Annotated in this window: 21 protein-coding genes; 12 read left to right on the top strand and 9 right to left on the bottom strand. The window is 49.9% G+C overall.

Annotated elements, in window-relative coordinates; genetic code table 11:
* Nucleotides 1-2: 2 nt before the first annotated feature.
* The gene (locus tag AUC31_RS01055; RefSeq protein ID WP_058381784.1) at nucleotides 3-1,073 is read right to left on the bottom strand and encodes a D-alanine--D-alanine ligase; all 1,071 of its coding nucleotides are present in this window, start codon (nucleotides 1,071-1,073) and stop codon (nucleotides 3-5) included.
* Nucleotides 1,074-1,525: 452 nt separating this feature from the next.
* A complete protein-coding gene (locus tag AUC31_RS01050) occupies nucleotides 1,526-2,296 on the bottom strand; it encodes a hypothetical protein (RefSeq protein ID WP_058381785.1) in 771 nt (256 codons plus the stop codon).
* A 157-nt stretch (nucleotides 2,297-2,453) separates the two neighbouring features.
* On the opposite strand from AUC31_RS01050, the gene AUC31_RS01045 reads away from it, so the two are divergent.
* Nucleotides 2,454-3,638: an FtsW/RodA/SpoVE family cell cycle protein gene (locus AUC31_RS01045; protein WP_058381786.1), complete on the top strand. Its 1,185-nt coding sequence runs from the start codon at nucleotides 2,454-2,456 to the stop codon at nucleotides 3,636-3,638.
* 41 nt (nucleotides 3,639-3,679) lie between these two features.
* Here AUC31_RS01045 and AUC31_RS17800 read toward each other — a convergent pair whose 3' ends face one another.
* On the bottom strand, nucleotides 3,680-3,823 hold the full coding sequence (locus AUC31_RS17800; protein ID WP_167549916.1) for an Lmo0850 family protein: 144 nt from the start codon (nucleotides 3,821-3,823) through the stop codon (nucleotides 3,680-3,682).
* A gap of 284 nt (nucleotides 3,824-4,107) precedes the next feature.
* Between AUC31_RS17800 and AUC31_RS01040 the strand changes: the two genes are divergently transcribed.
* The 4 genes from AUC31_RS01040 (at nucleotide 4,108) to AUC31_RS01025 (ending at nucleotide 8,477) form a co-directional block, all read left to right on the top strand.
* Nucleotides 4,108-4,428, top strand: coding sequence for a metal-sensitive transcriptional regulator (locus AUC31_RS01040; RefSeq protein WP_058381787.1), 321 nt, complete (start codon nucleotides 4,108-4,110; stop codon nucleotides 4,426-4,428).
* A gap of 46 nt (nucleotides 4,429-4,474) precedes the next feature.
* Nucleotides 4,475-4,696 carry a copper chaperone CopZ gene (copZ, locus tag AUC31_RS01035; protein WP_058381788.1) on the top strand — a complete coding sequence of 74 codons (222 nt, stop codon included), beginning with the start codon at nucleotides 4,475-4,477 and terminating at the stop codon, nucleotides 4,694-4,696.
* Between the two features lie 66 nt (nucleotides 4,697-4,762).
* The gene (locus AUC31_RS01030; RefSeq protein ID WP_058381789.1) at nucleotides 4,763-7,150 is read left to right on the top strand and encodes a heavy metal translocating P-type ATPase; all 2,388 of its coding nucleotides are present in this window, start codon (nucleotides 4,763-4,765) and stop codon (nucleotides 7,148-7,150) included.
* Nucleotides 7,151-7,289: 139 nt separating this feature from the next.
* On the top strand, nucleotides 7,290-8,477 hold the full coding sequence (locus AUC31_RS01025) for an MFS transporter (protein ID WP_058381790.1): 1,188 nt from the start codon (nucleotides 7,290-7,292) through the stop codon (nucleotides 8,475-8,477).
* Between the two features lie 35 nt (nucleotides 8,478-8,512).
* Here the strand turns inward: AUC31_RS01025 and AUC31_RS01020 are convergent, their stop codons facing one another.
* The 3 genes from AUC31_RS01020 to AUC31_RS01010 all read right to left on the bottom strand — a co-directional run bounded on the left by AUC31_RS01020 (nucleotide 8,513) and on the right by AUC31_RS01010 (nucleotide 11,190).
* On the bottom strand, nucleotides 8,513-8,830 hold the full coding sequence (locus AUC31_RS01020) for a DUF5658 family protein (protein WP_058381791.1): 318 nt from the start codon (nucleotides 8,828-8,830) through the stop codon (nucleotides 8,513-8,515).
* Between the two features lie 88 nt (nucleotides 8,831-8,918).
* Nucleotides 8,919-9,773: an SDR family oxidoreductase gene (locus AUC31_RS01015; protein WP_058381792.1), complete on the bottom strand. Its 855-nt coding sequence runs from the start codon at nucleotides 9,771-9,773 to the stop codon at nucleotides 8,919-8,921.
* Between the two features lie 127 nt (nucleotides 9,774-9,900).
* Nucleotides 9,901-11,190 (bottom strand): MFS transporter, encoded by a 1,290-nt coding sequence (locus AUC31_RS01010; protein ID WP_058381793.1) that lies wholly within the window; start codon nucleotides 11,188-11,190, stop codon nucleotides 9,901-9,903.
* A gap of 215 nt (nucleotides 11,191-11,405) precedes the next feature.
* Between AUC31_RS01010 and AUC31_RS01005 the strand changes: the two genes are divergently transcribed.
* Entirely contained in the window at nucleotides 11,406-12,635 is a 1,230-nt protein-coding gene (locus tag AUC31_RS01005; protein WP_058381794.1) for a helix-turn-helix domain-containing protein, read from the top strand.
* Nucleotides 12,636-12,819: 184 nt separating this feature from the next.
* Here AUC31_RS01005 and AUC31_RS01000 read toward each other — a convergent pair whose 3' ends face one another.
* Nucleotides 12,820-13,941: an NAD(P)/FAD-dependent oxidoreductase gene (locus AUC31_RS01000; protein ID WP_058381795.1), complete on the bottom strand. Its 1,122-nt coding sequence runs from the start codon at nucleotides 13,939-13,941 to the stop codon at nucleotides 12,820-12,822.
* Nucleotides 13,942-14,093: 152 nt separating this feature from the next.
* Between AUC31_RS01000 and AUC31_RS00995 the strand changes: the two genes are divergently transcribed.
* The 5 genes from AUC31_RS00995 to cls all read left to right on the top strand — a co-directional run bounded on the left by AUC31_RS00995 (nucleotide 14,094) and on the right by cls (nucleotide 19,667).
* Entirely contained in the window at nucleotides 14,094-14,945 is an 852-nt protein-coding gene (locus AUC31_RS00995; protein ID WP_058381796.1) for an MBL fold metallo-hydrolase, read from the top strand.
* A 159-nt stretch (nucleotides 14,946-15,104) separates the two neighbouring features.
* On the top strand, nucleotides 15,105-16,367 hold the full coding sequence (locus AUC31_RS00990; RefSeq protein WP_058381797.1) for a glycosyltransferase: 1,263 nt from the start codon (nucleotides 15,105-15,107) through the stop codon (nucleotides 16,365-16,367).
* On the top strand, nucleotides 16,312-17,031 hold the full coding sequence (locus tag AUC31_RS00985) for an HAD-IIB family hydrolase (RefSeq protein ID WP_237150676.1): 720 nt from the start codon (nucleotides 16,312-16,314) through the stop codon (nucleotides 17,029-17,031). Before AUC31_RS00990 ends, AUC31_RS00985 begins: the two co-directional genes overlap by 56 nt.
* 167 nt (nucleotides 17,032-17,198) lie before the next feature.
* Complete coding sequence (locus AUC31_RS00980; protein ID WP_058381799.1) at nucleotides 17,199-18,029, top strand: squalene/phytoene synthase family protein; 831 nt, start codon at nucleotides 17,199-17,201, stop codon at nucleotides 18,027-18,029.
* Nucleotides 18,030-18,209: 180 nt separating this feature from the next.
* Nucleotides 18,210-19,667, top strand: coding sequence for a cardiolipin synthase (gene cls, locus AUC31_RS00975; RefSeq protein WP_058381800.1), 1,458 nt, complete (start codon nucleotides 18,210-18,212; stop codon nucleotides 19,665-19,667).
* Nucleotides 19,668-20,644: 977 nt separating this feature from the next.
* Here cls and AUC31_RS00970 read toward each other — a convergent pair.
* A complete protein-coding gene (locus AUC31_RS00970; RefSeq protein WP_237150674.1) occupies nucleotides 20,645-21,436 on the bottom strand; it encodes a M15 family metallopeptidase in 792 nt (263 codons plus the stop codon).
* A 190-nt stretch (nucleotides 21,437-21,626) separates the two neighbouring features.
* Between AUC31_RS00970 and AUC31_RS00965 the strand changes: the two genes are divergently transcribed.
* The gene (locus AUC31_RS00965; protein ID WP_058381801.1) at nucleotides 21,627-22,778 is read left to right on the top strand and encodes a 3-phenylpropionate MFS transporter; all 1,152 of its coding nucleotides are present in this window, start codon (nucleotides 21,627-21,629) and stop codon (nucleotides 22,776-22,778) included.
* A 216-nt stretch (nucleotides 22,779-22,994) separates the two neighbouring features.
* On the opposite strand, the gene AUC31_RS00960 is transcribed toward AUC31_RS00965, so the two are convergent.
* Nucleotides 22,995-23,240, bottom strand: coding sequence for a hypothetical protein (locus AUC31_RS00960; RefSeq protein ID WP_058381802.1), 246 nt, complete (start codon nucleotides 23,238-23,240; stop codon nucleotides 22,995-22,997).
* Between the last annotated feature and the right edge of the window lie 32 nt (nucleotides 23,241-23,272).

Raw genomic sequence — 23,272 nt, 5'->3', positions numbered from 1 at the left:
ACTCAATCCATTTTAAATTGCAATAATTGTTTTTCTTCAAAACGTTCAATAGCAAGTGCGATAAGTTTCTCGATCAGGTCCGGATACTCAAGGCCGGTATGCTGCCACAACAGCGGGAACATGCTATACGGCGTAAAGCCCGGCAAGGTATTGACTTCGTTGATGATGATTTCATGTGCATCGGTCACGAAAAAGTCTGCGCGAACAAGCCCTGTGCAATCGAGGATCTTGAACGCTTTTTTTGCAGAATCGACGAGTTCTGCATATACCGCTTCCGGCAGTTCTGCCGGGATGATCATCGCCGTGTTGCCATCTTTGTATTTTGCCTGGTAATCATAGAAAGCTTTCAACGGTTTGATTTCACCTGCCACCGAGCATTCCGGCTCATCGTTGCCGAGCACGCCGACTTCGATTTCACGGCCGACGACGCCTTGTTCAATGACGATCTTCCGGTCGAATTTAAGTGCTTCTTCCACCGCGGCAATCAGTTCTTCACGCGATTCGGCTTTGCTGATGCCGACACTTGAACCGAGGTTTGCCGGCTTGACGAATACTGGCCACGTTAACTCCTGCTCGACTTTATCCAACCACAAATCCTGGCTGTTTTTCCAATCGCGGCGCAGGAAATAGACGTAAGGTGTCTGGTGCAGACCGGCTTGTTCGAACAATTGCTTCATGACGACTTTGTCCATGCCTGCTGATGATGCAAGAACGCCGTTTCCGACATACGGCAAATTCATCACTTCGAGCAAACCTTGTACCGTGCCGTCTTCTCCGTTCGGCCCGTGGAGCAGCGGAATGATGACGTCGAGCGCCGGTTCTTGGCCATTTGGAAGGAAACTGGAGATATCGTTTTTACGTTCCGCTTCCCCTTCAATTTGAAGCTCTTCTATAGAAGAAACAGGCCCAGCTAAAGGAGTACCTTTTCGCCATTCGCCTTCTTGTGTGATGTAGATCGGGTAAACTTCGTATTTATCAAAATCAAGCGCTTTAGAGAATGCGCTCGCTGTTGTCAACGATACTTCGTGTTCAGCGGATTTGCCGCCGTATAAAAGCCCAATTCGTTTTTTCATTAGTGACCCTCATTTCGTTTTGCATATTGCTTAGTTTATCACGAACGCTGTCAGCCGAAAAATCTTTTTGTCAGCGGCTGTAAAATCGCACTGAATTAAGTTAGGTTGTAGAATTAGATAGCGTAAAAGAAAGCAGTTAAATCGCTCCAGGCGGACGCTTTCGGGCCCACAGGATGTGGGTCATGCAGCTGGTGCGACAGGACGTCGCGCTTCCAGCTGCCAGGGCATGGACTCAGCCTTTTTTTCGCTAATGGTTCACTTTAAAACTCAGCTATTCCCTCAGCTGCTCTCACATTTGCGAGCAAATGCCTCGCAAATGAACAAGCTCAAGTACCTTTCGCTTATTCATTAGTCGCCGCCTTCCACTCTTTCGTCTGACCTATTTGAATAGGCATGTCACGAATCCTTTTTAACTTTGGCAAATAAAAATGATACCCGCGTCTTACCGGGTATCATTTCCAGCCTTTTTGTTTTCGGTCGTAGACAATCCGTCCCGATAGCGGCTTGCGGATCGTTTCCCCGAGATCTTCCCAGAACTCGTCCATAAAATCGATCTCGCCGACGGTCCGGACGTGGAGTTCAATCGTATTCTTCGTTTTTTCAGGGTCTGCCAGCGACAGCAGCACCCCTTCGCCCATGTCCATGCGTAATTTATGGAATTGCTCTTTCGGCAACTCGGGAATCAAGTCCCTCATCCGGCGGCGGAAAAAATGCTGGCCGTTCGTTTCTTTACGGATAATTTGCGTGAAATGATTGGCAATCAATGCACCGAGTTTTTCCATGCGCCGGAAATAGATCTTGGTCCATTCTTTTTCCTCGCCTGCCAAATACACATATTCGTTTTGCAGCGTCGTGAAGAATGGGCTCTTTACCGGTTCTTTTTTATGCCCTAAGTAGAGAAGTTCCGCCTGCTCCTGGGCCGTCAGTGAATTCAATTGCTTTTCACTGCGGAAATCCACCCAACAGAATTCACTTCTTCGATTGGAGCGCGCCCTTTTTAATTGGCTGTATTCTTCACTTGTCGCGAAGTCCAGGTGGGTGTGCATATTAAAAGAAGCTTCCTCATAGGGATGCTTCAAAAGCAATAAATTCTCCGGCATGTCGACCGCTTCGAGAAAATGCCCGAAGCCAAAACCGCTAAAAAGCGCCATTCGGTCCGCTTCGCTCACATAGATATATAAATGCTGTATGTAAAAATCCGTCTTCAACGGCTTTTTCTCCATGTGCCCCACTCCATTTCCTCTCTCATTATACGGCTTGGGCGCCGGTTAGGAAACATTCCTGTTTTCAAATCGTCATTACTTTTTGCATGCGCACAAGTTTGGCATATGCTGTATAATGATGGGCGTTATAGATTAAGAAAAGTATGGGTGAATTGATATGCAAACTAACAAGAGCTTTTCCGATCGTTTCGATTGGTCGCTCACCTTTATATTGTTCCTGTTTTTCATCGTCAGCTTGGTCGCAATCTCTTCTGCCCAAACTTCAGGGCAGTACTTGACCAATTTCGTCCCGCGACAGGCGCTGTTTTACATCGTGTCGGCCGGGATGATCGCGGTATTGATGTACTTCGATACCGATCAATACAAAAAAATGGCGTATTATTTATACGGAGCGGGCATTTTGCTTTTGCTCGCCTTGATGATTGCACCGGACGGGCAAGGCCAGATCGCACAGCCGATCAATGGCGCAAAAGCCTGGTTCCATACGCCATTCGTCAATATCCAGCCAGCCGAGTTCATGAAAACCTTCTATATTCTAGCGCTCGCGAAAATGATTTCGTCGCATCATGAACATCATTTGCTGAGCACCATCAAAACTGATCTGCTGCTGCTCGGGAAAATCGCCTTCATGCTTGCGGTGCCGCTCGGATTTATCCTGCTCCAGCCTGACCTTGGAACGGCGCTCGTGTTTATCGCCATTACATTGGCCATCGTCGTCGTCTCCGGGATCTCATGGAAAATCATCTTGCCAAGCTTTGGCGGCGTGGCGCTTATCGGCGTCACTTTATTGTGGATGACGCTCAATATGCAGGAGTTGCTGGGACGCTTCGGTTTGAAGCCGTATATGTTTGAGCGGATCTACACCTGGCTTGATCCATATTCCTATGCAGAGTCAGGCGGCTATAACCTGATTGCTGCCTTGAATGCGATCGGTTCCGGGGAAGTGTTCGGAAAAGGCTATCAAGGACGCCAAGTATACGTGCCTGAAAACCACACCGATTTCATCTTCACCGTCATCTCGGAAGATTTCGGCTTTATCGGCGCAAGTGCCGTCATCATTTTGTTCTTTATGCTCATTTACCACTTGACGAAAATCACGCTTCAATTCAAGGATACCTTCAGCACTTACGTGTGCGCAGGGATTATTGCGATGATCACATTCCACGTCTTCCAGAACATCGGCATGACGATCCAATTGCTGCCGATCACCGGAATCCCGCTTCCTTTCATCAGCTATGGGGGCAGTTCCTTGATCGGCAATATGCTCGCGCTCGGCGTCGTCTTCAGCATGCGGTTCCACCACAAGAATTATATGTTCGACCGCTCAAGCCAAAATTCATAAGACCAACAAAAAACTCCGGCGCATTGGGCGTCGGAGTTTTTTTATGAAGAATGCGTTGAAGCTTGCGGCGGCTGTGGCAATGCCAGGGTTTTGCTCAGCTCTACACGGGATTTTGTTATCGTCGCTTGGACGCCAAGTTTTGCCAGATTCGATACAATGTTGCGGATCTCTCCATTTTTAATCATCCATGATCACCTCTTTAAGAGTAGTTGTTGCTATTTGGACGTGTGCAGATCTCGCTGATGTGACTGTTCCGTTCGAAATAGTTGACTTTTCCTTATCTACGTATATAATACCATCATTTCAGAGTTTCAAACGTATCAATTTGATGACAAATGCAAAGCTTGAGTTAATTCCTTGAATCACATACCCCCTTAAGGTATACTTGAACTGTAATCAAAGCTATTCACTTATCGATTTGGAGAAAGCCGGCAACGAAATTGCCAGCTGAAAAATGGAGGGGTTTTGAATGAGTGAAGCAATCGAAGAAATGCCATCCCCTGATGCCTGCAGAAAAAGCCACCATCCCCCTTCGGTCAAACGGGATTTGACGAACCGGCTGAATCGCATCGAAGGACAAGTGCGCGGCATCAAAGGCATGGTGGACCGGGATGTTTATTGCGACGACATCATTACGCAATTGGCAGCTACCCAGTCCGCATTGAACAGCGTGACGAAAGTGCTGCTCGACGGCCATTTAAAAGGATGCGTCAAAGACCGTCTCGCTTCAGGCGACGAAGAGATTCTGGACGAACTGCTCGTCACGTTTCAAAAATTGATGAGAAAATAAATAAAGGAAGCGATTTGCCTTCCATATTACTAAGGAGGAATTTTTCATGAAAGAACAAGTTCATTTGCAAGTAAGCGGCATGAGCTGCCAACATTGCGTTAAATCCGTTGAAGAAAGCGTCGGTGCACTTTCTGGCGTCGAAAAAGTGGACGTTTCACTTGAGCAAGGCGCAGTCGATGTCACCTATGACAGCGCAAATGTCGATGTGGCGCAAATTGCCTCGGCTATTGAAGATCAAGGCTATGACGTAGCGGCATTAAGCGAATAACTGCGGAAACGCAGTTATTTTTTTCAAAAAAATATACCCCTATAAGGTATGAAGGTGGGATTTCCAATGGCAACAAAGCAAACAGAATTGCCGATCACTGGCATGACCTGTGCCGCGTGTGCGAACCGGGTCGAGAAAGGCTTGCAGAAACTTCCCGGCGTGTCCGAAGCGACGGTCAATTTTGCAACCGAAAAAGCATCGGTCAATTACGATGATGAACAATCCAAGCTGAGCGATCTGCATCAAAAAGTCGAACAGCTCGGCTATGGCATCCAGCAAGAAGAAGTCGATTTCTCAATCCAGGGCATGACGTGCGCGAACTGTTCAGCGCGCATTGAAAAGGCGCTGAATCGAATGGACGGCGTCGAAAACGCGACGATCAACTTGGCACTAGAAAGTGGCCACGTTGTCTACAGCCCAGGCACCTTGACGCCTGAAGCGTTTGTCCAAAAAATCCAATCGCTCGGCTATGACGCCGTGCTCGAGCAGGATCAGCAGGAAGCGACCGATTATAAGGAACAGGAAATCAAGAAAAAGACCCGGCTGTTCTGGATATCTGCCGCTTTCTCACTGCCTCTCCTATGGACGATGTTCAGCCATTTCACGTTCACGTCCTGGATGTATGTCCCGGAATTCCTAATGAATCCGTTCGTGCAATGGGCGCTCGCGACACCGGTGCAATTCTGGGTCGGCGCGACCTTCTACAAAGGCGCCTATTTTGCATTGAAAAACAAAAGCGCCAATATGGATGTATTGGTCGCACTCGGTACATCGGCCGCCTATTTCTACAGCGTCTATCTGGTCCTTGCAAACTTAGGGATGGGCCATAATATGGGCTTGTATTTCGAAACGAGTGCCGTCTTGATCACTTTAATCGTTCTCGGGAAAGTATTTGAAGCCCGCGCGAAAGGCCGATCGTCCGACGCCATCAAAAAACTGATGAAGCTGCAGCCGCAGCATGCGCTCGTCGAACGCGGCGAGGAGTTCATCAGCGTGGCGATTGCAGACGTCAAAGAAGGCAATATCCTGTTGATCAAACCGGGCGCTTCGATCCCTGTCGATGCAGCGGTTGTTTCCGGCAGTTCCGCCGTTGACGAATCGATGCTGACGGGTGAAAGCTTGCCGGTCGATAAGTCGGCGGGCGACGCGGTATATGCTGCGACCGTCAATGCCAATGGTTCGTTGAAAGTGCGCGCTGATAAGATTGGCAAAGACACGGTGCTCTCGAATATCATCCGGGTTGTCGAGCAAGCGCAAGGGTCGAAAGCGCCGATTCAACGGCTTGCCGACCAGATCTCGGGCATTTTCGTTCCGATTGTCGTCGGCATTGCGATTGTGACGTTCTTGATCTGGTATTTCCTCGTCTCCCCTGGAGATTTCGGGTCAGCATTGACCAGCACGATCGCCGTTCTCGTCATCGCCTGCCCTTGTGCGCTCGGACTTGCGACACCGACGTCAATCATGGCCGGTTCCGGACGCGCCGCTGAACAAGGCGTGTTGTTCAAAACAGCGGAATCCTTGGAAACAACGAAACATATCGACACGATCGTGCTTGATAAAACTGGAACAATCACCAACGGCAAACCGGTTGTTACCGACTTTATCCCAGTGCCGGATGTCGATGCCGAACAAGTCAAACAGCTTGTTGCCAGCGCAGAAAGCGAATCCGAGCATCCCGTTGCACAGGCCATTTCAGACTTCGGATCTGCAAAGCTCGCAGTCACTGGATTTGAAGCAGTGCCTGGACACGGCATTAAAGCGCATGTCGAGGGCCGGGACGTTTGGGTCGGCAACCGCCGATTGCTCGCTGGCATCGCAGTTGACGAACAAGCGGCCGAACAATTGGAACAAGATGGCAAGACCGCGATGTTCATTGCCATTGACGGAAAATACGCGGGCCTTATCGCTGTCGCTGACACGATCAAGGATTCTGCAAAAGCCGCGGTCGAAGAAATGAAACGCATGGGGCTGCGCGTCGTCATGCTGACTGGCGACCAGCAGCGCACAGCCGATGCCATCGCCAGACAAGTCGGCATCGATGAAGTCGTCGCCGGTGTCCTGCCGGCAGAAAAAGCGGGACATGTCGCGAAACTGCAACAACAAGGACGCAAAGTCGCGATGGCTGGAGACGGCTTGAACGATGCACCGGCACTTGCGACCGCCGATATCGGCATGGCCATGGGCACTGGCACTGCGATCGCCATGGAAGCGGCCGACATCACTTTGATGCAAGGTGATTTGATGCGCGTCGCGGATGCTGTCCGCATGAGCCGGCTGACCGTCCGCAACATTAAACAGAACCTGTTTTGGGCGCTCGCTTATAACTCGGTCGGCATTCCGATTGCTGCCGCCGGATTCCTGGCCCCTTGGCTTGCAGGCGCCGCGATGGCGTTCAGTTCCGTTTCCGTTGTCATGAACGCATTGCGTCTGCAGCGCGTGAAATTAAATAAGTAAACGATTCCCAATGCTCCCGGCTGCCATCAGGCAAGCGGGAGCTTTTTCGTTGCCCATCTTTTTTCGGCTGCCGTTGTTCTGAGTGGCAAACAAGAGTAAAATGAAAACACCAGTCTTTGCAGAAAGCAGGAATTCCTTTATGAAGAAAACCATTTTATTGCTCATGTCCGTCCAGTTTTTCGTCTATCTCGGCTTCGGCCTAATCATTCCGATACTCCCCGAGGTGATCGTCCAGCAAGGATATGCGGACATCCATGTCGGAGGACTAATTACGATATATGCCCTCTCGTCCTTTTTCACAGCACCGTTATGGGGCAGGTTATCCGACCGCACCGGCCGAAAAAAATTGATCTTGGTCGGGCTTGCCGGATTCGCGCTCAGCTTTTTCCTGTTCTCGCTGTTTCTCGATAATCTTATCCTGCTGTACATGTCTCGCGTTATCGGCGGCTTGTTCTCAGGTGCGCTTTATACAGCCGTCACAGGATATGTCGCGGACATCACGACTGATGAAGAGCGCAATAAGTACATGGGCCTTCTCGGCATGTCGATCGGGCTCGGCTTTATTTTTGGACCGGCGATCGGCGGCTTGCTCGGCGCGGTCTCCTTGTCCTTGCCATTCACCGCTTCAGCTGCCCTTGTGCTGTTGTTGATGGTTTATGCAAGCATCGTCTTGAAAGAACCGGTACGCAAAGGCGAAGCAGTCAAACGCAAGCTGTTGCCAAAAGGCGCCAGCACGCTTTGGCATTACCGCATCCGTTATTTGTTCCTGTTCTCCTTCATGGTGACGTTCCTGCTCGCAGGCTTGGAGTCGACGTTCCAATTGTTCCAGATTGACCAAATCCAAATTACCCCGCTCCAGCTCGGCTATTTGTTCATGGCCTCTGGCTTTGTGGATGCCGCGATTCAAGGCGGCGTTGTCCGCCGTGTGAAAAACGGCACCGAGACGCAATGGATCATCGGCGCACAGATCGTCACCGCGCTAGGCTTGGTGCTGTTGCCGTTTACGACCAGCTTGGTGTTTGCAGGTGTCGCACTCAGCATCTTCACTGCCGGCAACGCCCTTGCGCGCACCGTGCTCGTCTCGCTCACTTCGAAAGAAGCGGGCGGCAAATACGGTACAGCGGCCGGCATGACTTACTCGATGGACAACCTCGGGCGCATTATCGGCCCGCTGTTTTTCACGTGGCTGCTCACGATGCAATCCGGCGCCATCTATTATCTTTCGGGCGGATTGGCCATTTTCAGCATCATCTTGATCGTCCTGTTCAAAGCTTCCAAAAAATCGTTGCGCTATACAGAACAACAAGCCGGCCAAAACCCGGCATAGGAAATCCCCAGACAGCTCGGCTGTCTGGGGATTTTTTATAGATACAATAAAGCGATCCAAATAACATGGAGCGACAAAATGCCAGCATAGACGAAATTGGCAGCCAGAAGGAAATAGCGCCAGACCCGGGACTCAAGCCGCACGAGCGGGGTGAAGAGGAATGCGGCAAGGCAGGCGGATAACAATAGCTTAACCGAAAAGATCGCAAGCGGCGGCAGCCCGCTGAGCAAGGGATTCGCTTCCTCGATCGCTCCTGCCAACAGCCCCCAGTAAGTTAAAAAACCATCCGCTAAATTCAATACGACCAATGTCCAGATCGGTTTCTTTAGCGGCGTTCTCAATTGCTCGGACATGTCACGCACCTCTCCTCCCTGTAAATTAATTTTATTATGGATAAAAAAGGCATTCGATCAATTGGACTGATCGAATGCCTGAAAATACTTAATATGGCGTACCTCCATTGATGTGGAGTACTTGGCCTGTAACATAGGATGAGTCGTCTGAAGCCAAATAGACATATCCCGGGGCCAGTTCGTCGGGCTGCCCTGGCCGTCCGAGCGGCGTGCTGCTTCCGAATCCTTCGACCTCTTCCGCTGGGAAAGAAGCCGGGATGAGCGGTGTCCAGATCGGGCCGGGTGCGACTCCGTTAACCCGGATGCCTTCTTTTGCGAGCGATCCGGACAAGGCGCGGGTGAATGCCAGAATCGCGCCTTTTGTAGAAGAATAATCAATTAAGCTTGGCTCGCCGCGGAACGCGGTGATCGATGTCGTATTGATGATCGATGCGCCAGGTTTCAAATGGTCCAGTGCCGCTTTTGTCAGGTGGAACATGCTGAAGACATTGGTGCGGAATGTTTTCTCCAATTGCTCTGCCGTGATGTCCTTAAGCGATTCCTGTACATGTTGCTCTGCGGCATTGTTAACCAGCACATCAAGTTTTCCGAATTCCTCAATCACTTGTGAAATGACTTGTTTGCAGAACGCTTCATCGCCAATGTCTCCGTCGATAAGCAAGCATTTGCGCCCCTCTTTTTCGACGAGCTGCTTCGTTTCCTTGGCATCTTCGTGTTCGTCCAAATAGGAAATCGCCACGTCTGCCCCTTCTTTTGCAAAAGCGACGGCAATGGCGCGGCCGATTCCGCTGTCGCCGCCGGTTATGAGCGCGGCTTTGCCAGGCAAACGCTGCGAGGCACCCGCCAGATTCCCCAAGTAATCCGGTCGCGGCTCCATTTCATTCTCAAATCCAGGCTGGCGTTCCTGATGCTGCGCCGGCACTTTTTCCACTTTGTCTTTCATCGTGCATCTCCACCTTTCTCGGGTTTTATATCTCCTCCGCTTTTCCCTTTCCGCGTTCTCCTAAAACATGGAATCGCTTGGACGCAAAAAACAACCGCCTATTCGGAAGAAGGCGGTTGTTGTGTATTCAGGACAATACCTTATCAAGCGGTTTTTCCGCAAGTTCTGGATAGGCTTCGCGGATGATGGCCGGACGCATGCTGTAAGCCGTCAAGATTAAGAGGCATAGGCTGCAAGCCCATAATACATATTGGGCCGGCACCAAGTCATAGAGCAAGCCGAACAGCAAATAGCCAAGCGGCATCATGGCCATCGCCATCGATTCCAAGATGCCGAATACGCGGCCGCGGTATTCTTCGTCAACGTCTTTTTGCATCATGACTCCAATCGGCGTGTTGACGAAGACATTGGAGATGCCGAACGCCAGCATCAAAACGAGCAAGTAGATGACATTGCCCCAATAGGACAAGCCCGCAATAAGTGGCAGGGAGACCGCCGCAAGTAATAGCGACATGACGATGATGGCGCGCTTGGAAAATTGCAGCGGGAATTTGACTTCCTTGCGCACCGAGAAATAAATTGATGCCAGCAGCATGCCGAGTGCAATCATCGCTTCAATGAAGCCAAAATGCGTTGCTTGCACCTTTAATTGCTGGACGGCAATGAACGGCAAGCCAATCATCAAGGCGGAGAAGAAGAAATTCAATCCGATAGCCGTTGTGACAATGACGGTGATAACTCGGTTTTTCCGCAGGTAGGCGGCACCTTCTTTCATGCCTTGCCAGACGCCTTGCTTGTCTTCTGCGTTCGCTGTTTCGGTGCGTCTCGTATAAAGCCGGAAGTTCATCGTGGCCTCAAGTGCCGCAGCGAGCGCATAGGCAACCACTTGAATCAGCAAGAAGACATTCATCGACACGAAGCCGAACAGCATGCCGCCGATGACCGGGCCGCCGATCGTGGCGATGGCAAGTGCAGATTGATTATAGCCCATCGCTTTTTGGATGCGATCCGGGTCGATTAAATTGGCAATCGAGGATGAAAAGGCAACGCTTGTGAACATGGAACTGACGGAAATCAATGCGGTCGCCGTGTAAATTGCTGCCAGCGACAAGCCGTTCGACATGCTGTAGAGCAATAACCCGCCCACCGACAGCACGCTCGCCGATTGGGACAAGAGTACGACCGCTTTTTTCGGGTAATTATCCGCGACATAACCGGCAAACGGCGCAAACAAGGTCCGGGGCAGGATGCTGCAGATCAAGTTGATGGCGAAACTGGCGGCGGAACCGGTCAAAGCCAGGACATAGAGGCTGATGCCGAATGCGTAAACCGAGCTGCCGAATGTGGAAATCAGTTTGCTGATGGTGAACGTATACAGATGGTACGTAGCCTGTTTGATTTTACCCGCTTCGTTCATGTTATTCGCTCCCTTTTCAATAAGTTTAATTTAATTAAACAAAATATATCACGCTTTTATTCGCACTACAATAAAAAGTTTAATATAATTAAACAAATAACCATTATTATTTTCTAGATAAGCGACATTGATGGTTGTACTCATTTACAATGGAAATAAAAATACTCTAAAGAACAGCACCAAGATGATACATTATAGAAAAAGCAGGTGAGTTTATGGCAACTTTGGGGGAACGGATTAAACAAATACGAAAAGAACAAGGCCTGACTTTGCAGGCGCTTGCCGGAGATGAGCTGTCGAAAGGCATGCTCAGTTTGATCGAGAACAACAAAGCGAATCCGTCGATGGAGAGCCTTTCCTACATTGCGGAGCGGCTCGGGATCGAGCGCAATGAATTGCTTCAGGAGATGCCGACCGCGGAGCTTCGCGCTTTGCTCGATGAAATTGAAGAAAAGCGCCGGAATGTTTCGGGCACTAGCGAAGAAATGGTGGCAGGCTATGAGGAAATTGCAGATCGCATTCACCCTTATGTAGAGAAATTACCGTTTCGCTACGAATCGGCGCGGCTGCTTGAAATCTATAGCCGCTGTTGCTATAACTCGAAACGTTACGATTGGAAACCGGCGTTCGACCGTGCAGAAGCGATTTATGAACAATTGCATTTGATCAATTCTGTCGCCGACCTTCATATGTTTCGTGCGCTGATGAAATTGAGTGAGCGTAGATATGAAGAAGCACTGGAGACTTTGCAAGCATCGCGCAAGATGTTTGAGGAGCAAGCTGGTGTGCTAGATCCGCTAAAAAAACTCGATTTTGATTATTATGAATCGATTTTATATTCTGCTACTGGCGATAAAGTGAATGCGCGCCGTCTGATGGAAGAGGCAATCACTTATTCGAAGAAACACCAAATTTTTTACCAGATTAATGCGCTTTACCGGCTTGCTGGTTTTGAAGCCTTGCTCGCGGGAGATTTGGAACGTAAAAACTATTATATTGGCAAACTCCGGCTGTTTGCAGAGTTCTCGGAGGATGAAGAAATTACCGCTTACGCCAACGCCATCGAAATCCATTATTTCAATTCTTTCACTCATGAATATGAAAAAGCAGATCAATTGCTTGAAGAAAACCGTAAGCAAATGGGGATGGACGATTATTACTATTTGGAAAAAGGAAAAGCATTATATGGAATGAAACACTATGCTGAAGCACTGGATTGCTTTAAACAACATCGCATGAACCCTTTTATGCCGCACCCATACGACCTGTCGATGCATTACGAAAAAGAAGCCTATATGGCCTTGATCTATGAACAATTAGGCGATCATGAGCAAGCGAAAATCTATGCACAACAAGCAAAAGAATTGATCGAACCGATGCCGGACCTTCCGTATAAGCAGTTTATCCTGGACACGTACCGGAAAATTTTCGGCAAGGCGGACTGATCATCAAGCCACATAAAAACGGTGGGGAAGATAAGCTCTAACTACGTGAGAGCTTATCTTTGCGATGTAATGCAGAGCATTACTAAGCAAAAGCATTCACGAGCAAACGCTTCTTCAAATATTGAGACAGGGCTTTGATTCTTGAATGCAGAAAAGGCAGGAGACCCGGGTCTCCTGCCTTTTCCTATTTAATTTCTTCGAAAGCTTCTTCAATATCGTATAAACCAATGTCGAGGTCGGTTGTTTCGCCAGTGGCAAGTTTCGCGAGCTGCATGCCGAGATAAGGACCTGCCGTGAGGCCAGATGCGCCGAGTGCGTTGGCCGCGAAAAGCTGTGCTTGCCCTGGCACTTGCCCGATGAACGGCAAGGCGCTCAGTGTCGCCGGGCGGAACCCGGTCGCGGCTCCCGTGAACTCAGCTGCGGCAAGTCCTGGCGCGACATCCAAAGTTTTCTCAAGGATATGAAAGATGCCTCCTGCCGTCAGCTTGTCGTCAAATCCTGCGTTGTTCTCATGTGTCGCACCGGCGACGATGCGCCCGTCCTCAAACGGCACGATGTATTGCCCAAACGGCACCATCGCAACCGGCCAGTCTCCTGTTCCCGTGTCGGCGGATTGCAGATGCAAAATCTGCGCTTTTTGCGGAACGACTTTCAAGTGAAGCCCGAGCGGTTTGAACAGCTCCGCCGCCCACGCACCGCCAGCAGAGATGATGCGATCTGCAGCCAAGCTTTCCCCGTTCACTTCCACGCCTGTCGCCTGCCCTGCTTCGATCAGCAGCTTGGCGTCACCTTGGATGAATGTTGCGCCCAATCGCTTGGCAGAACGGATAAGCGCATCACGGATGGCGCCGCCGTCAACGCGCGCCGCCCCGCTCACATACAAAGAGCCGTAGCGATCGCCCGCATACGGGAACCTGGCTTTCGTTTGTTCCGGCGTCAGCCGTTCGAGTTCGCCCATCTCAGGAGATCCCGCTTGGCGTTCGCGCGCTTTTTGTTCCATCTTGTCGAGTTTCGATTCTTCGTGGATGCTGACGATGCCCACTTGTTTGTAGCCGGTCTCTTTTTCCCCTAGTGCTTCGAGTTCTTCAATGAGGACCGGGTAATAGGCGGCGCCGTTTGAAGCGAGACGGTACCAGGCCTGGTTGCGTCTTTGGGAGATCCACGGGCAGACGATGCCTGCTGCCGCGCCTGTCGCCTGGCCGCGGTCCGCCCGGTCGATCAATGTGACGCTGTTCCCTGCTTTTGCCGCATAATATGCCGCACTTGCCCCAACGATGCCGGAGCCGATGATGATGATCGATTTCATTTTTCTGCACCTTGCTTCCTTGACAATCTTCTTTCCATTCTAACGAATCGCGGCAGGAGACTCAAATTGTGCTGGGCTGGATTGGAAATCTTCATTTCGGGTAAAGCAATCATATGAAGAAAATCCAATGGACGAATCCTAAGGAGGAATCAATGTTTATGGAACGCAGCACTGAAACTGAGGCAATCATGCCGATGACATCGATCCGCAGCGGCTCGGGCATCGAAATCGCTCCGGATACGTATTGCTATACGACGAAAATCTCCAATGTCTTCTTGATCGGAAACCCTTCCATCAGCCCGCGCTGGGTATTGGTGGATGCTGGCATGCCGCATTCTGCCGAAAAGATTTTAAAAGAAGCTGAAAACCGTTTCGGCCCGGACCAGCAATTGCAGTCGATCTTGCTGACGCACGGCCATTTCGACCATGTCGGCGCACTCATCGATATTCTTGAAAAGCACCCGGTCCCTGTCTACGCACATCCTGAGGAATTCCCGTACTTGACCGGAAAAGAAGATTATCCCGAGCCCGATTCCACTGTAGAAGGCGGAATGGTCGCGAAGATGTCCAAGACTTTCCCGGTAAAAGCTATCGATATTTCCGAGCATTTGGTGGAGCTTCCGGCTGACGGCAGCATCCCTGATTTGCCGAATTGGCGCTGGCTCCATACACCCGGCCATACAAAAGGCCATGTCTCGTTCTTCAAGGACGTCGGCCGCGTGCTGATCGCAGGAGATGCATTTGTCACGGTCAAGCAGGATTCACTTTACAAAGTGATGCGCCAGAAAAAAGAAGTGCATGGCCCGCCGGTCTATTTAACGACCGATTGGCGCGCCGCCTGGGAATCGGTGTCCAAACTTGTGGACTTGAAACCTTCTTTCGCTGCTACTGGGCACGGCAAGCCGATGAAAGGTTCTGTCTTGGCTAAAGGCCTCGTCGAGTTGGCGGATCATTTCCCTGAGCTCGCTGTTCCATCTTACGGAAAGTTTGTCCATACGAAATGAACGGCCAAAAGAGCGCTTTCACAGGCGTTCTTTTTTTTACCGCCAATAAAAGTTTTGGAACTTTTCAGAAATCCTGTTTACCATTACCTAAATATGGGTATATATAATATGCACTCCCGCCTTTTTCGGGGAGGAACTAATGAACGGAGATGAACGACAATGACCAAACAAGTGCTTTTTGTATCAGACCATGGCGATCCTTTGGCAAAGCTCGGCGGAAAGCAAGCAGGCGGCCAAAACAATTACGTCAAGCAACTGGCACTCGCTCTTGAAAACAGAGGGTGGCAGGTGGATGTCGTTACCCATTGGTGCGATGAAAATGCCCCACAAGTGGAACATTTCGGCGAACGCTGCCGCGTGATCCGTGTAGAAGCCGGCTATAAAGGATTCGTTTCAAAAAATGAAATGTACTCCATGCTTCCGGCATTTTATGAAGAAATGAAACGGCTATTGCCGCTATCGACTTATGATATCGTCCACACCCATTATTGGCTTTCAGGATTGATCGGCAAAAAGCTCAAAGAAGAATTCGGGCTGCCTTATATCCATACATCCCACTCGCTCGGATGGGCCAAAGAAGAAGCGACCGGCACGCATGACGCGCGGCGCGAAAAAGCGGAAGAAACCGTACTTGCCCATAGCGACCATATTTTGGCGACGACAAATACAGAAAAACAAGTGATCAAAGAGAACGTTTCCGCCGCTTCTCCCATCTCAGTAATCCCCATCGGAGTCGACGAGGCGTTCCGCGTCCGCGGCAGCCGACACCATATCCGCAAGAAATTCGGCTACGAGGATCCCCTCTTCGTTTTTGCTGGCCGTTTAGAAGCAACGAAAGGCATCTTCACTTTATTGAAAGCCTTCAAGCTTCTTGCAGAAAAAAGCGGCAACCGCTACACGCCTGAATTGGTGATTGCCGGCGGTGAACCAGATGCTATCGATACCGAAACAGGCTTGCCAAAAGACCCGGAACTGCGCAAAGCAGTGCGAGGCATTGAACAGCATGTCCGTTTTGTCGGACCGAAAAACCAAGAACAATTGGCCCTGCTGTTCAATTCAGCTACTGCCACCATCGTCCCGAGTTTCTACGAATCGTTCGGCATGGTTGCAGCTGAAGCACAAGCTTGCGGCAGCCCAGTCATTGCCTCGAAAGTCGGCGGCTTGAAAAATGTCGTTGAAGACGGCGTCAGCGGCTTGCTCGTCGAATCGCAGAACGAAATCGACCTGGCGATTGCCATGGAAGTACTTTCCGTCAACTCGCTGCTGGTTGAACGCCTTAGCCGCCAAGCGGTGCGCATCGCTCGTAAAGATTTCAACTGGGTCAGCATTTCAAAAAGAATAAATACATTGTATGAGGTGATTATTCGTGAACGGAGCAACACACTTGCTAGCGACCGACCTGGACGGAACCTTAGTCGGTGATAGAGCCGGGCTGAAGGAATTGCTGGATTTTTATGAGCAGCAGCCTTACGAAGTCGGTTTGATCTATATTACCGGCCGCCATCTCGCTTCGGCACGACAGCTGATTGCAGATGAAGGGCTCCCGATTCCCAAAGCGCTCGTCACCGATGTCGGAACCGAAATCTATATGGGGACCGGTTTTCTGAAAGACGAAAATTGGGAAGCCCATTTGATGGACGATTGGGCGCCCGAGCAAGTCGAAGCGCTAGCGAAGACAATCGACGGCTTGGCTCCGCAGGATTTGCCTGTGACAAGCCGGCGTTCCTACCATGTCACGGATGCACAAGTGGTCGAACAATTCCGCAATCTGCTCGAAGCAGAAAAAGTACCCCATAAGCTGATCTTCAGCGGCGGCAAGGACTTGGATATCCTGCCTCCGAATAGCGGGAAAGGTCAGGCGCTTCGCTACTTGTTGGAACGCCATGGAATTTCCGACGCTAAACTGCTGGTTGCGGGTGATTCCGGAAACGACTTGGAAATGCTGACGCTCGGGTTCCCTTCCGTTATTGTTGGAAACGCCCAGCCGGAACTCAAAATCCATGAAGAGCACCCGCTCATTTTCCGCGCAAATCGCCACTGCGCTGGCGGAATTTATGAGGCATGGAACCATTTTCATGTAGACTGAACCCTTTGGAGAACTTGTTTCTTCCAAAGGGTTTTCTTGTGGCGCTATGGGTAATCATTTGTTTTTTCAGCCATTTCGTTTATATTTAGAAGGAAGACATTTTACGAATCAAGTGGGCCACGCCCATACATAAGCACGTTTAAAATCCACATAAAGGAGGACTGAAGATGAGCAAAGTCGCCAATCTGCAAAAAGAATCACTCGCGATGCTGAAACAAACGAGCCGGACCTTTTTCATTCCGATCAGCTTTTTGGATCCTGTCCTGAAAAAAACCGTCGGCTCCGCCTATTTGTGCATGCGTGCAATCGATGAAATTGAAGATCATCCCGAGCTTCCAGCTGAAGTGAAAGCGTCTCTTCTGCGCTCCATCCAACATATGCTCGAAACGGATATTGACGAAACGGAATACGCGGCACTCGTCGCCCCATACGCGGACTATTTGCCATCCGTGACGATGCGGCTTCCGGACTGGGTCGAAGTATGCCCGCCCGAGATCCGTGGAAAAGTTCTTGAATCGACAGCCATTATGGCTGGCGGCATGGCCAAATGGGTCGAAAAGGACTGGGTCATCCATACGCGCGAAGACCTGGACGATTACACCTATTATGTCGCCGGGCTCGTTGGCGTTATGCTTTCCGATCTTTGGAAATGGCATGACGGCACCGAAACCGATACAGAACTTGCTATCGGATTTGGCCGTGGATTGCAAGCTGTCAACATGCTGCGCAATTACGATGAAGATTACGAACGCGGCGTCACGTTCGTCCCCGACGGCTGGACACGCGACGATATGTTCAGCTACGCACGTGAAAATCTGTCGCAAGCCGATCAATACGTTAAATCCATCAAAAATAAACGCATTCTCATGTTCTGTAAAGTGCCGCTCGCTTTGGCCCACAGCACCTTGAAAGCGCTCAAGTCCGGCAAGGAAAAAATGAGCCGCCAGGAAGTCGAAGGCATCGTTGAACAATTAAAAGAAGAAGAACACCTCAGCTGATTAAAGCTGCACTCTCATCCGCAGAGTGCAGTTTTTTTGTAGCCAATGAAGTAGAGAGGCAGTTAATTACAATAAAAGTTATAATAAGGAAATAACATACACCTAGCTCTCCCTTTCTTTCAATTACACAACTAGTCTATACTAGAGGCAATAAACAATTATCCACAAAGGAGAATGGCCATGACCGTCACCATTATCAGTGTGTTGACTGCTGCAATTTTCATCTTGAATATTTTCCTTGCAGCGGCACTGGTGTTTCTGGAACGCCGGGACGCTTCTTCCACTTGGGCATGGCTATTGGTGCTATTCTTTGTCCCAATTGCCGGCTTCTTCATCTACCTGTTGCTCGGGCGTAAGTTGCGGCAAAAAAAGCTTTTCAAATGGGAAGAAGGCCGCAAGCGGATTGGGATTGAAAGCTTGATCGCCCATCAAATGAATGAAATCCACGACGGCACTTTCCCTTTTCAAGATGTCAGCACGAAGGATTACAGCAATTTGATTTACCTGCATTTGCGCAATAACGGTGCTTTGTTGACCCAAAACAATCATGTGAAAATCTTCAATGATGGCCGGGAAAAATTCGATGCCCTCATTCGCGATATCGAACAGGCACAGGACCATATCCACATCCAATACTATATCTTCCGGCTGGACCAGCTCGGCAATCGCATCATGGACGCTTTGCTGGCCAAGGCGAAAGAAGGCGTAAAAGTTCGCCTGCTGTATGATGATATGGGTTCCCGTAGTTTGAGCAAGCGCCATTTCAAGGAATTTTCAGCAGCCGGCGGCGAAGTCGAAACCTTCTTCCCGTCCATCATGCCGATCATCAACCCGCGGCTGAATTACCGAAATCACCGAAAGATCGTCGTCATTGATGGAAAGGTCGGCTATATCGGCGGCTTTAACGTCGGAGAGGAATACCTCGGCCTCAACCGCCGCTTCGGCTATTGGCGCGATACGCATCTCCGGCTGGAAGGAAATGCCCTTTACCCGCTCCAGACACGTTTTATCCTCGACTGGAACCAGGCTTCTGCCCGGCACGACATTGAATACGATGAAGCGTATTTCCCGCCACAACCTGAAGAAGGATCGACTTCGATGCAGATTGTCTCCAGCGGCCCGGACGAGGAATGGGAACAAATTAAAGATGGCTATTTAAAGCTCATCCATTTGGCGCGCGAATATATTTACATCCAGACGCCGTATTTCATTCCGGATGCGAGTTTCTATGATGCGCTGCGGATCGCGGCGCTGTCCGGAATCGATGTGCGCATCATGATTCCGAACAAGCCGGACCACCCCTTCGTCTATTGGGCAACGTATTCGTACGCCGGTCAGATGTTGCGGGCCGGAGCGCGGGTATTCATTTACGATAACGGATTCCTTCATACGAAAATGATTGTCATTGATGACGAAGCGTCAACGGTCGGGACAGCGAATATCGATGTCCGCAGCTTCAAGTTGAATTTTGAAGTGAATGCCTTCATTTACGATGAGAAGGTGTCGATGGAATTGGCCGACCTGTTCAGGCAGGATACGGAATTGTCGTCGGAGCTGACTTATGAGATGTATATGGCGAGAACCCGCATGATCAAATCGAAGGAATCCATCGCCCGCCTATTGGCACCGATTCTTTAATCAAACCAGCGAACGCCCTTTCCATATGGAAGGGGCGTTTTTTCGTTTGGTGAATTGCTTATATGGTGGATTCTTTTCATCGGAAAATGATATAGAAAATGTATGGAGGTGGAGATTACGCTTCAAGGGGACGCTTTCCGGAGGGCTCGCATTGAGCCGCTTCGATCGCTGCGCGCTCTGCAGGGTCTCAATTGTCTCGCTGATCCTCTCGGAGTCGCCCCTTTCCGCTTCATCTTTAGTTTTAGAGAGGAAATAAAATTCATCACACATTGAAATAAGTGTGGTTATTTTTGTTCAGACTTGTATGGTCAAATTGAATAGTCGCGAAGTATTTCTGCAATCAGCAAATCTAACTAAGCGTCCCCGCCAGTGGATGAAATTAACTAACTGTGAAACTTCTTCGCACGCAATATCCAATGAAATCTTAAAGCCGAACCGCGCACAAGGGCGAGCCGAAGCAATGAGACAAGTGTTCTTCTTGGCTCATTGCGAGAGGCATGCCCAAAGCGGGAGGCGGCTACTTAGGGAGGCGCGCAATAACGAACGATACATTTCACTATCAAGCCCAGTTAGGTGTCTCCACCAGCGGATGAAACCAAATAATAGTGACACATCTTCGCACGCCACATCCAATGAAATCTTAAAGCCGAACCGCGCACAAACCCGTGCTCCCACATCTGCGAGCAGATGCGTCGCAAATGAATCGGCTCAACTTCCTTTCGCCTATTCATTGGCGAGCCGAAGCAATAAGACAAGTGTTCTTCTTGGCTTATTGCGGGAGGCATGCCCCAAGCGGGAGGCGATTGCTTCACGATGAAATAATCATCGGCTGATTCATCTCACTATCAATTCCAACTAAGCATGCCCACCGGCAGATAAAACCAAACAACAGCGACACTTCCTCACCAATAATATCCAAAAAACCGGCCGCTCTCCCTTTTCAGGAAAACGGCCGGTTTCATTTATTTGCTTGTCACTCAAATTCCTAAATATTCTTCCAAGGTGATGTTCTGGTTGTAGATCGCGGTGGCGGCTTCTTTTCCGACATAGCGAAAATGCCAGGATTCGTGCATATAGCCGGTGATCTGTTCTTTTCCTTGCGGGTAGCGCAGGATGAAGCCGTAATTATGGGCGTTTTCTTTTACCCACTTGCCCCCTGGCGTGTCCCCGAAGGAAGACGAGGCCCAGTGCTGTTCCTGGCCGGCTTCCCCGATATCAAAAGCGAGGCCTGTCTGGTGTTCGGAGTAGCCAGGGCGTGCGCTGTAGCGGTCGGCTGCTTCCTGGCCATCTTTTGCGACATAGCCTTCGTATAGTTGTTTTTGGCGTGCAAATTCGCGGTATGTGCTGAAGGCGACCAATTGCAGGCCGTCTTTGGCGGCTGCTTGTGCCATCGTGTCAAATGCTGCGCGGGCTTCCGCACTTTCGCCAGGTGCATACGTTTCAGGCAGCGGGTGCTGTTTATTCGCCAGCAGGATGCCGTTCACGATTGTAGGTTCTGATGGCAATTGATCGATCTCCGGATAGACAGTGGCGTCTGTCGGAGCAGGTGCGGGCGTTTCCTCTTCAGGCTGTGCTTCAGGCTGTTCGGTTTCTTCTGTCGCTTCTTGTTCTTCTTTCACTGCCGGTTCCTCCTGTTCTGCCGGAGCTTGCTGCTCGGTTTCTGCCGGTTGTTCGGTAAAGGCCTGTGCCAGTGCTTTCATGCTTTCTTCTGTATCCCAATTATGCATAGAGAGCCACACTGCGGCAATTGCTGCCCAGATTGCTGTCATTGCGATCACCATCCATTTTATATAAAATTTCTTGTCAAAGTCGTTTTTCTTTTTTGTCGGTTTCATGAGCTGGCCAACTTTCCTGTCAATTCCTTTTCCATTCTATCATTTTCTTTCCGGAAATTCCCCTGGGGCGAAAATATTTCGGTATACTTTAAGCAGACTTCTGGAAAAGAGTGGAGATTTATTTATGCACAATCAAAAATGGCTATCATTGAACTTTTTTGCGTTTTTCTTTACATGGGGCGTCTTTTTGCCTTACTGGACTGGCTGGCTGACAAATGAAAAAGGGCTGAGCGTTTCGGCGGCCAGCGTCATCATGGGGACCGGCATGGTCGCGCGGTCGTTGTCGACTTTGTTTTTCTTCCCACTCCTGACGCGGCTTTTCTCGCTTGGGCGCTTGATGCAGATTCTCGCCATCGCTTCGTTTGTGGTAATGGCGTTTTATATCCCGGCCAATTCCTATACCTTACTGTTCATCATCACATTTGCGTTCAGCTTTATCTATCCGAATCTATTGCCTGCGATGGAAAGCGGCGCGACCGTATTGATGCAGACCGACCGCATCCATTACGGAAAAAGCCGCTCCTATGGTTCGCTCGGCTATACGATCGCTTTGTTGATCGTCGGGGCGGCCACCGCTGTCTGGCAGGAAAATGCGATTTTGTGGATCATGCTTTTGGGGTTGCTGTTCATGGCGGTCACTCAATCGCTCGCTTCTCCGGTCCCGCTGCAATCGAGGCCCGCACCGAGAACGAAGAAAGGGCCGAGCGCCACGGCGGAGTTGCTGAAATCAAAAGGATTTGTAACGGTTCTCGTCGTGTCCATCCTGCTGCAGGGAGCGCATGCGTCGTATTATAATTACGGCTTCATCTATCTTCAGGATATCGGCGTCAATAGCTTTTACATTGGCTTGATCTTGAATGTGGCCGTGATTTTTGAAATCGTCTTTTTCGTCAAAGCTGATACATTGTTCGAGAAATGGTCGGTGTCGTCGATGTTCTTGCTGGCGGGGATCGGTTCAACCGTCCGTTGGATCTTGATTTTCCTGTTCCCGTCGGTCTGGGTGTTTATTTTGGCACAGACGCTTCATGCTTTGTCTTTCGGCGTCGCGCATTTCGCCTTTATCCGCTATATCTTCAAAAAGCTCGACCCGGTCAATATCCCCGCAGCGCAAGGCATGTACGCTGCACTCGGCATGAGCTTGAGTGTCGCTCTTTTGACTTTCGCGGGCGGCTACCTATACGAAATCGCCCCGGGCTATTCATTCCTTGGGATGGCGGCGTCTTCGTTCCCAGCCGTAGTGCTGGTATTGTTGACACGCAAACGTTTTGCTTATTAAAAATATTTAAAAATAATGTTCTGACCCCCTTAACGGCCGCCACTGCTGCGAATACTTTGGCATAACTGTTAAGGGAGCTGGGAATTTTGAAAGAGATATCAAAGCATGACCTGCTGACCCTCATGAGTCAGTTGGACTTTCTTCTGGAAGAACGCAAAAAAGATAAACACCATCATACAGAAACAGCACAGGCTAATTAGCCTGTGCTGTTTTTCATTAGATGAAGATCGTGCCCAGAACGACGAAGAACAAAATGCCGAAAATGATCGCCATGCCTTTCATCCATTTCGCTTCCCGGTCCATGCCGCGCTCTTTCATTTGTCTATAGCGGAACGTGTTCGTCAAGACGAACAAGAGCGTCATGAACAATACGGCGATTTCCATGCTGCCCATAAACAGGAAGACGATCGCCAATATGCTGAGTAATAAAATCAACACGCCTTGCAAAACCTTTGGATTCATAATGATCTCTCCTGAAAAAAAAGCCGGCAGTT

Source organism: Planococcus rifietoensis (assembly GCF_001465795.2).
Lineage (GTDB): Bacteria > Bacillota > Bacilli > Bacillales_A > Planococcaceae > Planococcus > Planococcus rifietoensis.
The sequence above is the reverse complement of the archived record's forward strand: the minus strand, read 5'-3'. Positions and strand labels throughout refer to the sequence as shown.

Bases quoted from the DNA above. Each gene is read 5' to 3' on its own strand.
- AUC31_RS01055 (WP_058381784.1), bottom strand. From the start codon at position 1,073: ATGAAAAAACGAATTGGGCTTTTATACGGCGGCAAATCCGCTGAACAC.
- AUC31_RS01050 (WP_058381785.1), bottom strand. From the start codon at position 2,296: ATGGAGAAAAAGCCGTTGAAGACGGATTTTTACATACAGCATTTATAT.
- AUC31_RS01045 (WP_058381786.1), top strand. From the start codon at position 2,454: ATGCAAACTAACAAGAGCTTTTCCGATCGTTTCGATTGGTCGCTCACC.
- AUC31_RS17800 (WP_167549916.1), bottom strand. From the start codon at position 3,823: ATGATTAAAAATGGAGAGATCCGCAACATTGTATCGAATCTGGCAAAA.
- AUC31_RS01040 (WP_058381787.1), top strand. From the start codon at position 4,108: ATGAGTGAAGCAATCGAAGAAATGCCATCCCCTGATGCCTGCAGAAAA.
- copZ (WP_058381788.1), top strand. From the start codon at position 4,475: ATGAAAGAACAAGTTCATTTGCAAGTAAGCGGCATGAGCTGCCAACAT.
- AUC31_RS01030 (WP_058381789.1), top strand. From the start codon at position 4,763: ATGGCAACAAAGCAAACAGAATTGCCGATCACTGGCATGACCTGTGCC.
- AUC31_RS01025 (WP_058381790.1), top strand. From the start codon at position 7,290: ATGAAGAAAACCATTTTATTGCTCATGTCCGTCCAGTTTTTCGTCTAT.
- AUC31_RS01020 (WP_058381791.1), bottom strand. From the start codon at position 8,830: ATGTCCGAGCAATTGAGAACGCCGCTAAAGAAACCGATCTGGACATTG.
- AUC31_RS01015 (WP_058381792.1), bottom strand. From the start codon at position 9,773: ATGAAAGACAAAGTGGAAAAAGTGCCGGCGCAGCATCAGGAACGCCAG.
- AUC31_RS01010 (WP_058381793.1), bottom strand. From the start codon at position 11,190: ATGAACGAAGCGGGTAAAATCAAACAGGCTACGTACCATCTGTATACG.
- AUC31_RS01005 (WP_058381794.1), top strand. From the start codon at position 11,406: ATGGCAACTTTGGGGGAACGGATTAAACAAATACGAAAAGAACAAGGC.
- AUC31_RS01000 (WP_058381795.1), bottom strand. From the start codon at position 13,941: ATGAAATCGATCATCATCATCGGCTCCGGCATCGTTGGGGCAAGTGCG.
- AUC31_RS00995 (WP_058381796.1), top strand. From the start codon at position 14,094: ATGTTTATGGAACGCAGCACTGAAACTGAGGCAATCATGCCGATGACA.
- AUC31_RS00990 (WP_058381797.1), top strand. From the start codon at position 15,105: ATGACCAAACAAGTGCTTTTTGTATCAGACCATGGCGATCCTTTGGCA.
- AUC31_RS00980 (WP_058381799.1), top strand. From the start codon at position 17,199: ATGAGCAAAGTCGCCAATCTGCAAAAAGAATCACTCGCGATGCTGAAA.
- cls (WP_058381800.1), top strand. From the start codon at position 18,210: ATGACCGTCACCATTATCAGTGTGTTGACTGCTGCAATTTTCATCTTG.
- AUC31_RS00970 (WP_237150674.1), bottom strand. From the start codon at position 21,436: ATGACAGCAATCTGGGCAGCAATTGCCGCAGTGTGGCTCTCTATGCAT.
- AUC31_RS00965 (WP_058381801.1), top strand. From the start codon at position 21,627: ATGCACAATCAAAAATGGCTATCATTGAACTTTTTTGCGTTTTTCTTT.
- AUC31_RS00960 (WP_058381802.1), bottom strand. From the start codon at position 23,240: ATGAATCCAAAGGTTTTGCAAGGCGTGTTGATTTTATTACTCAGCATA.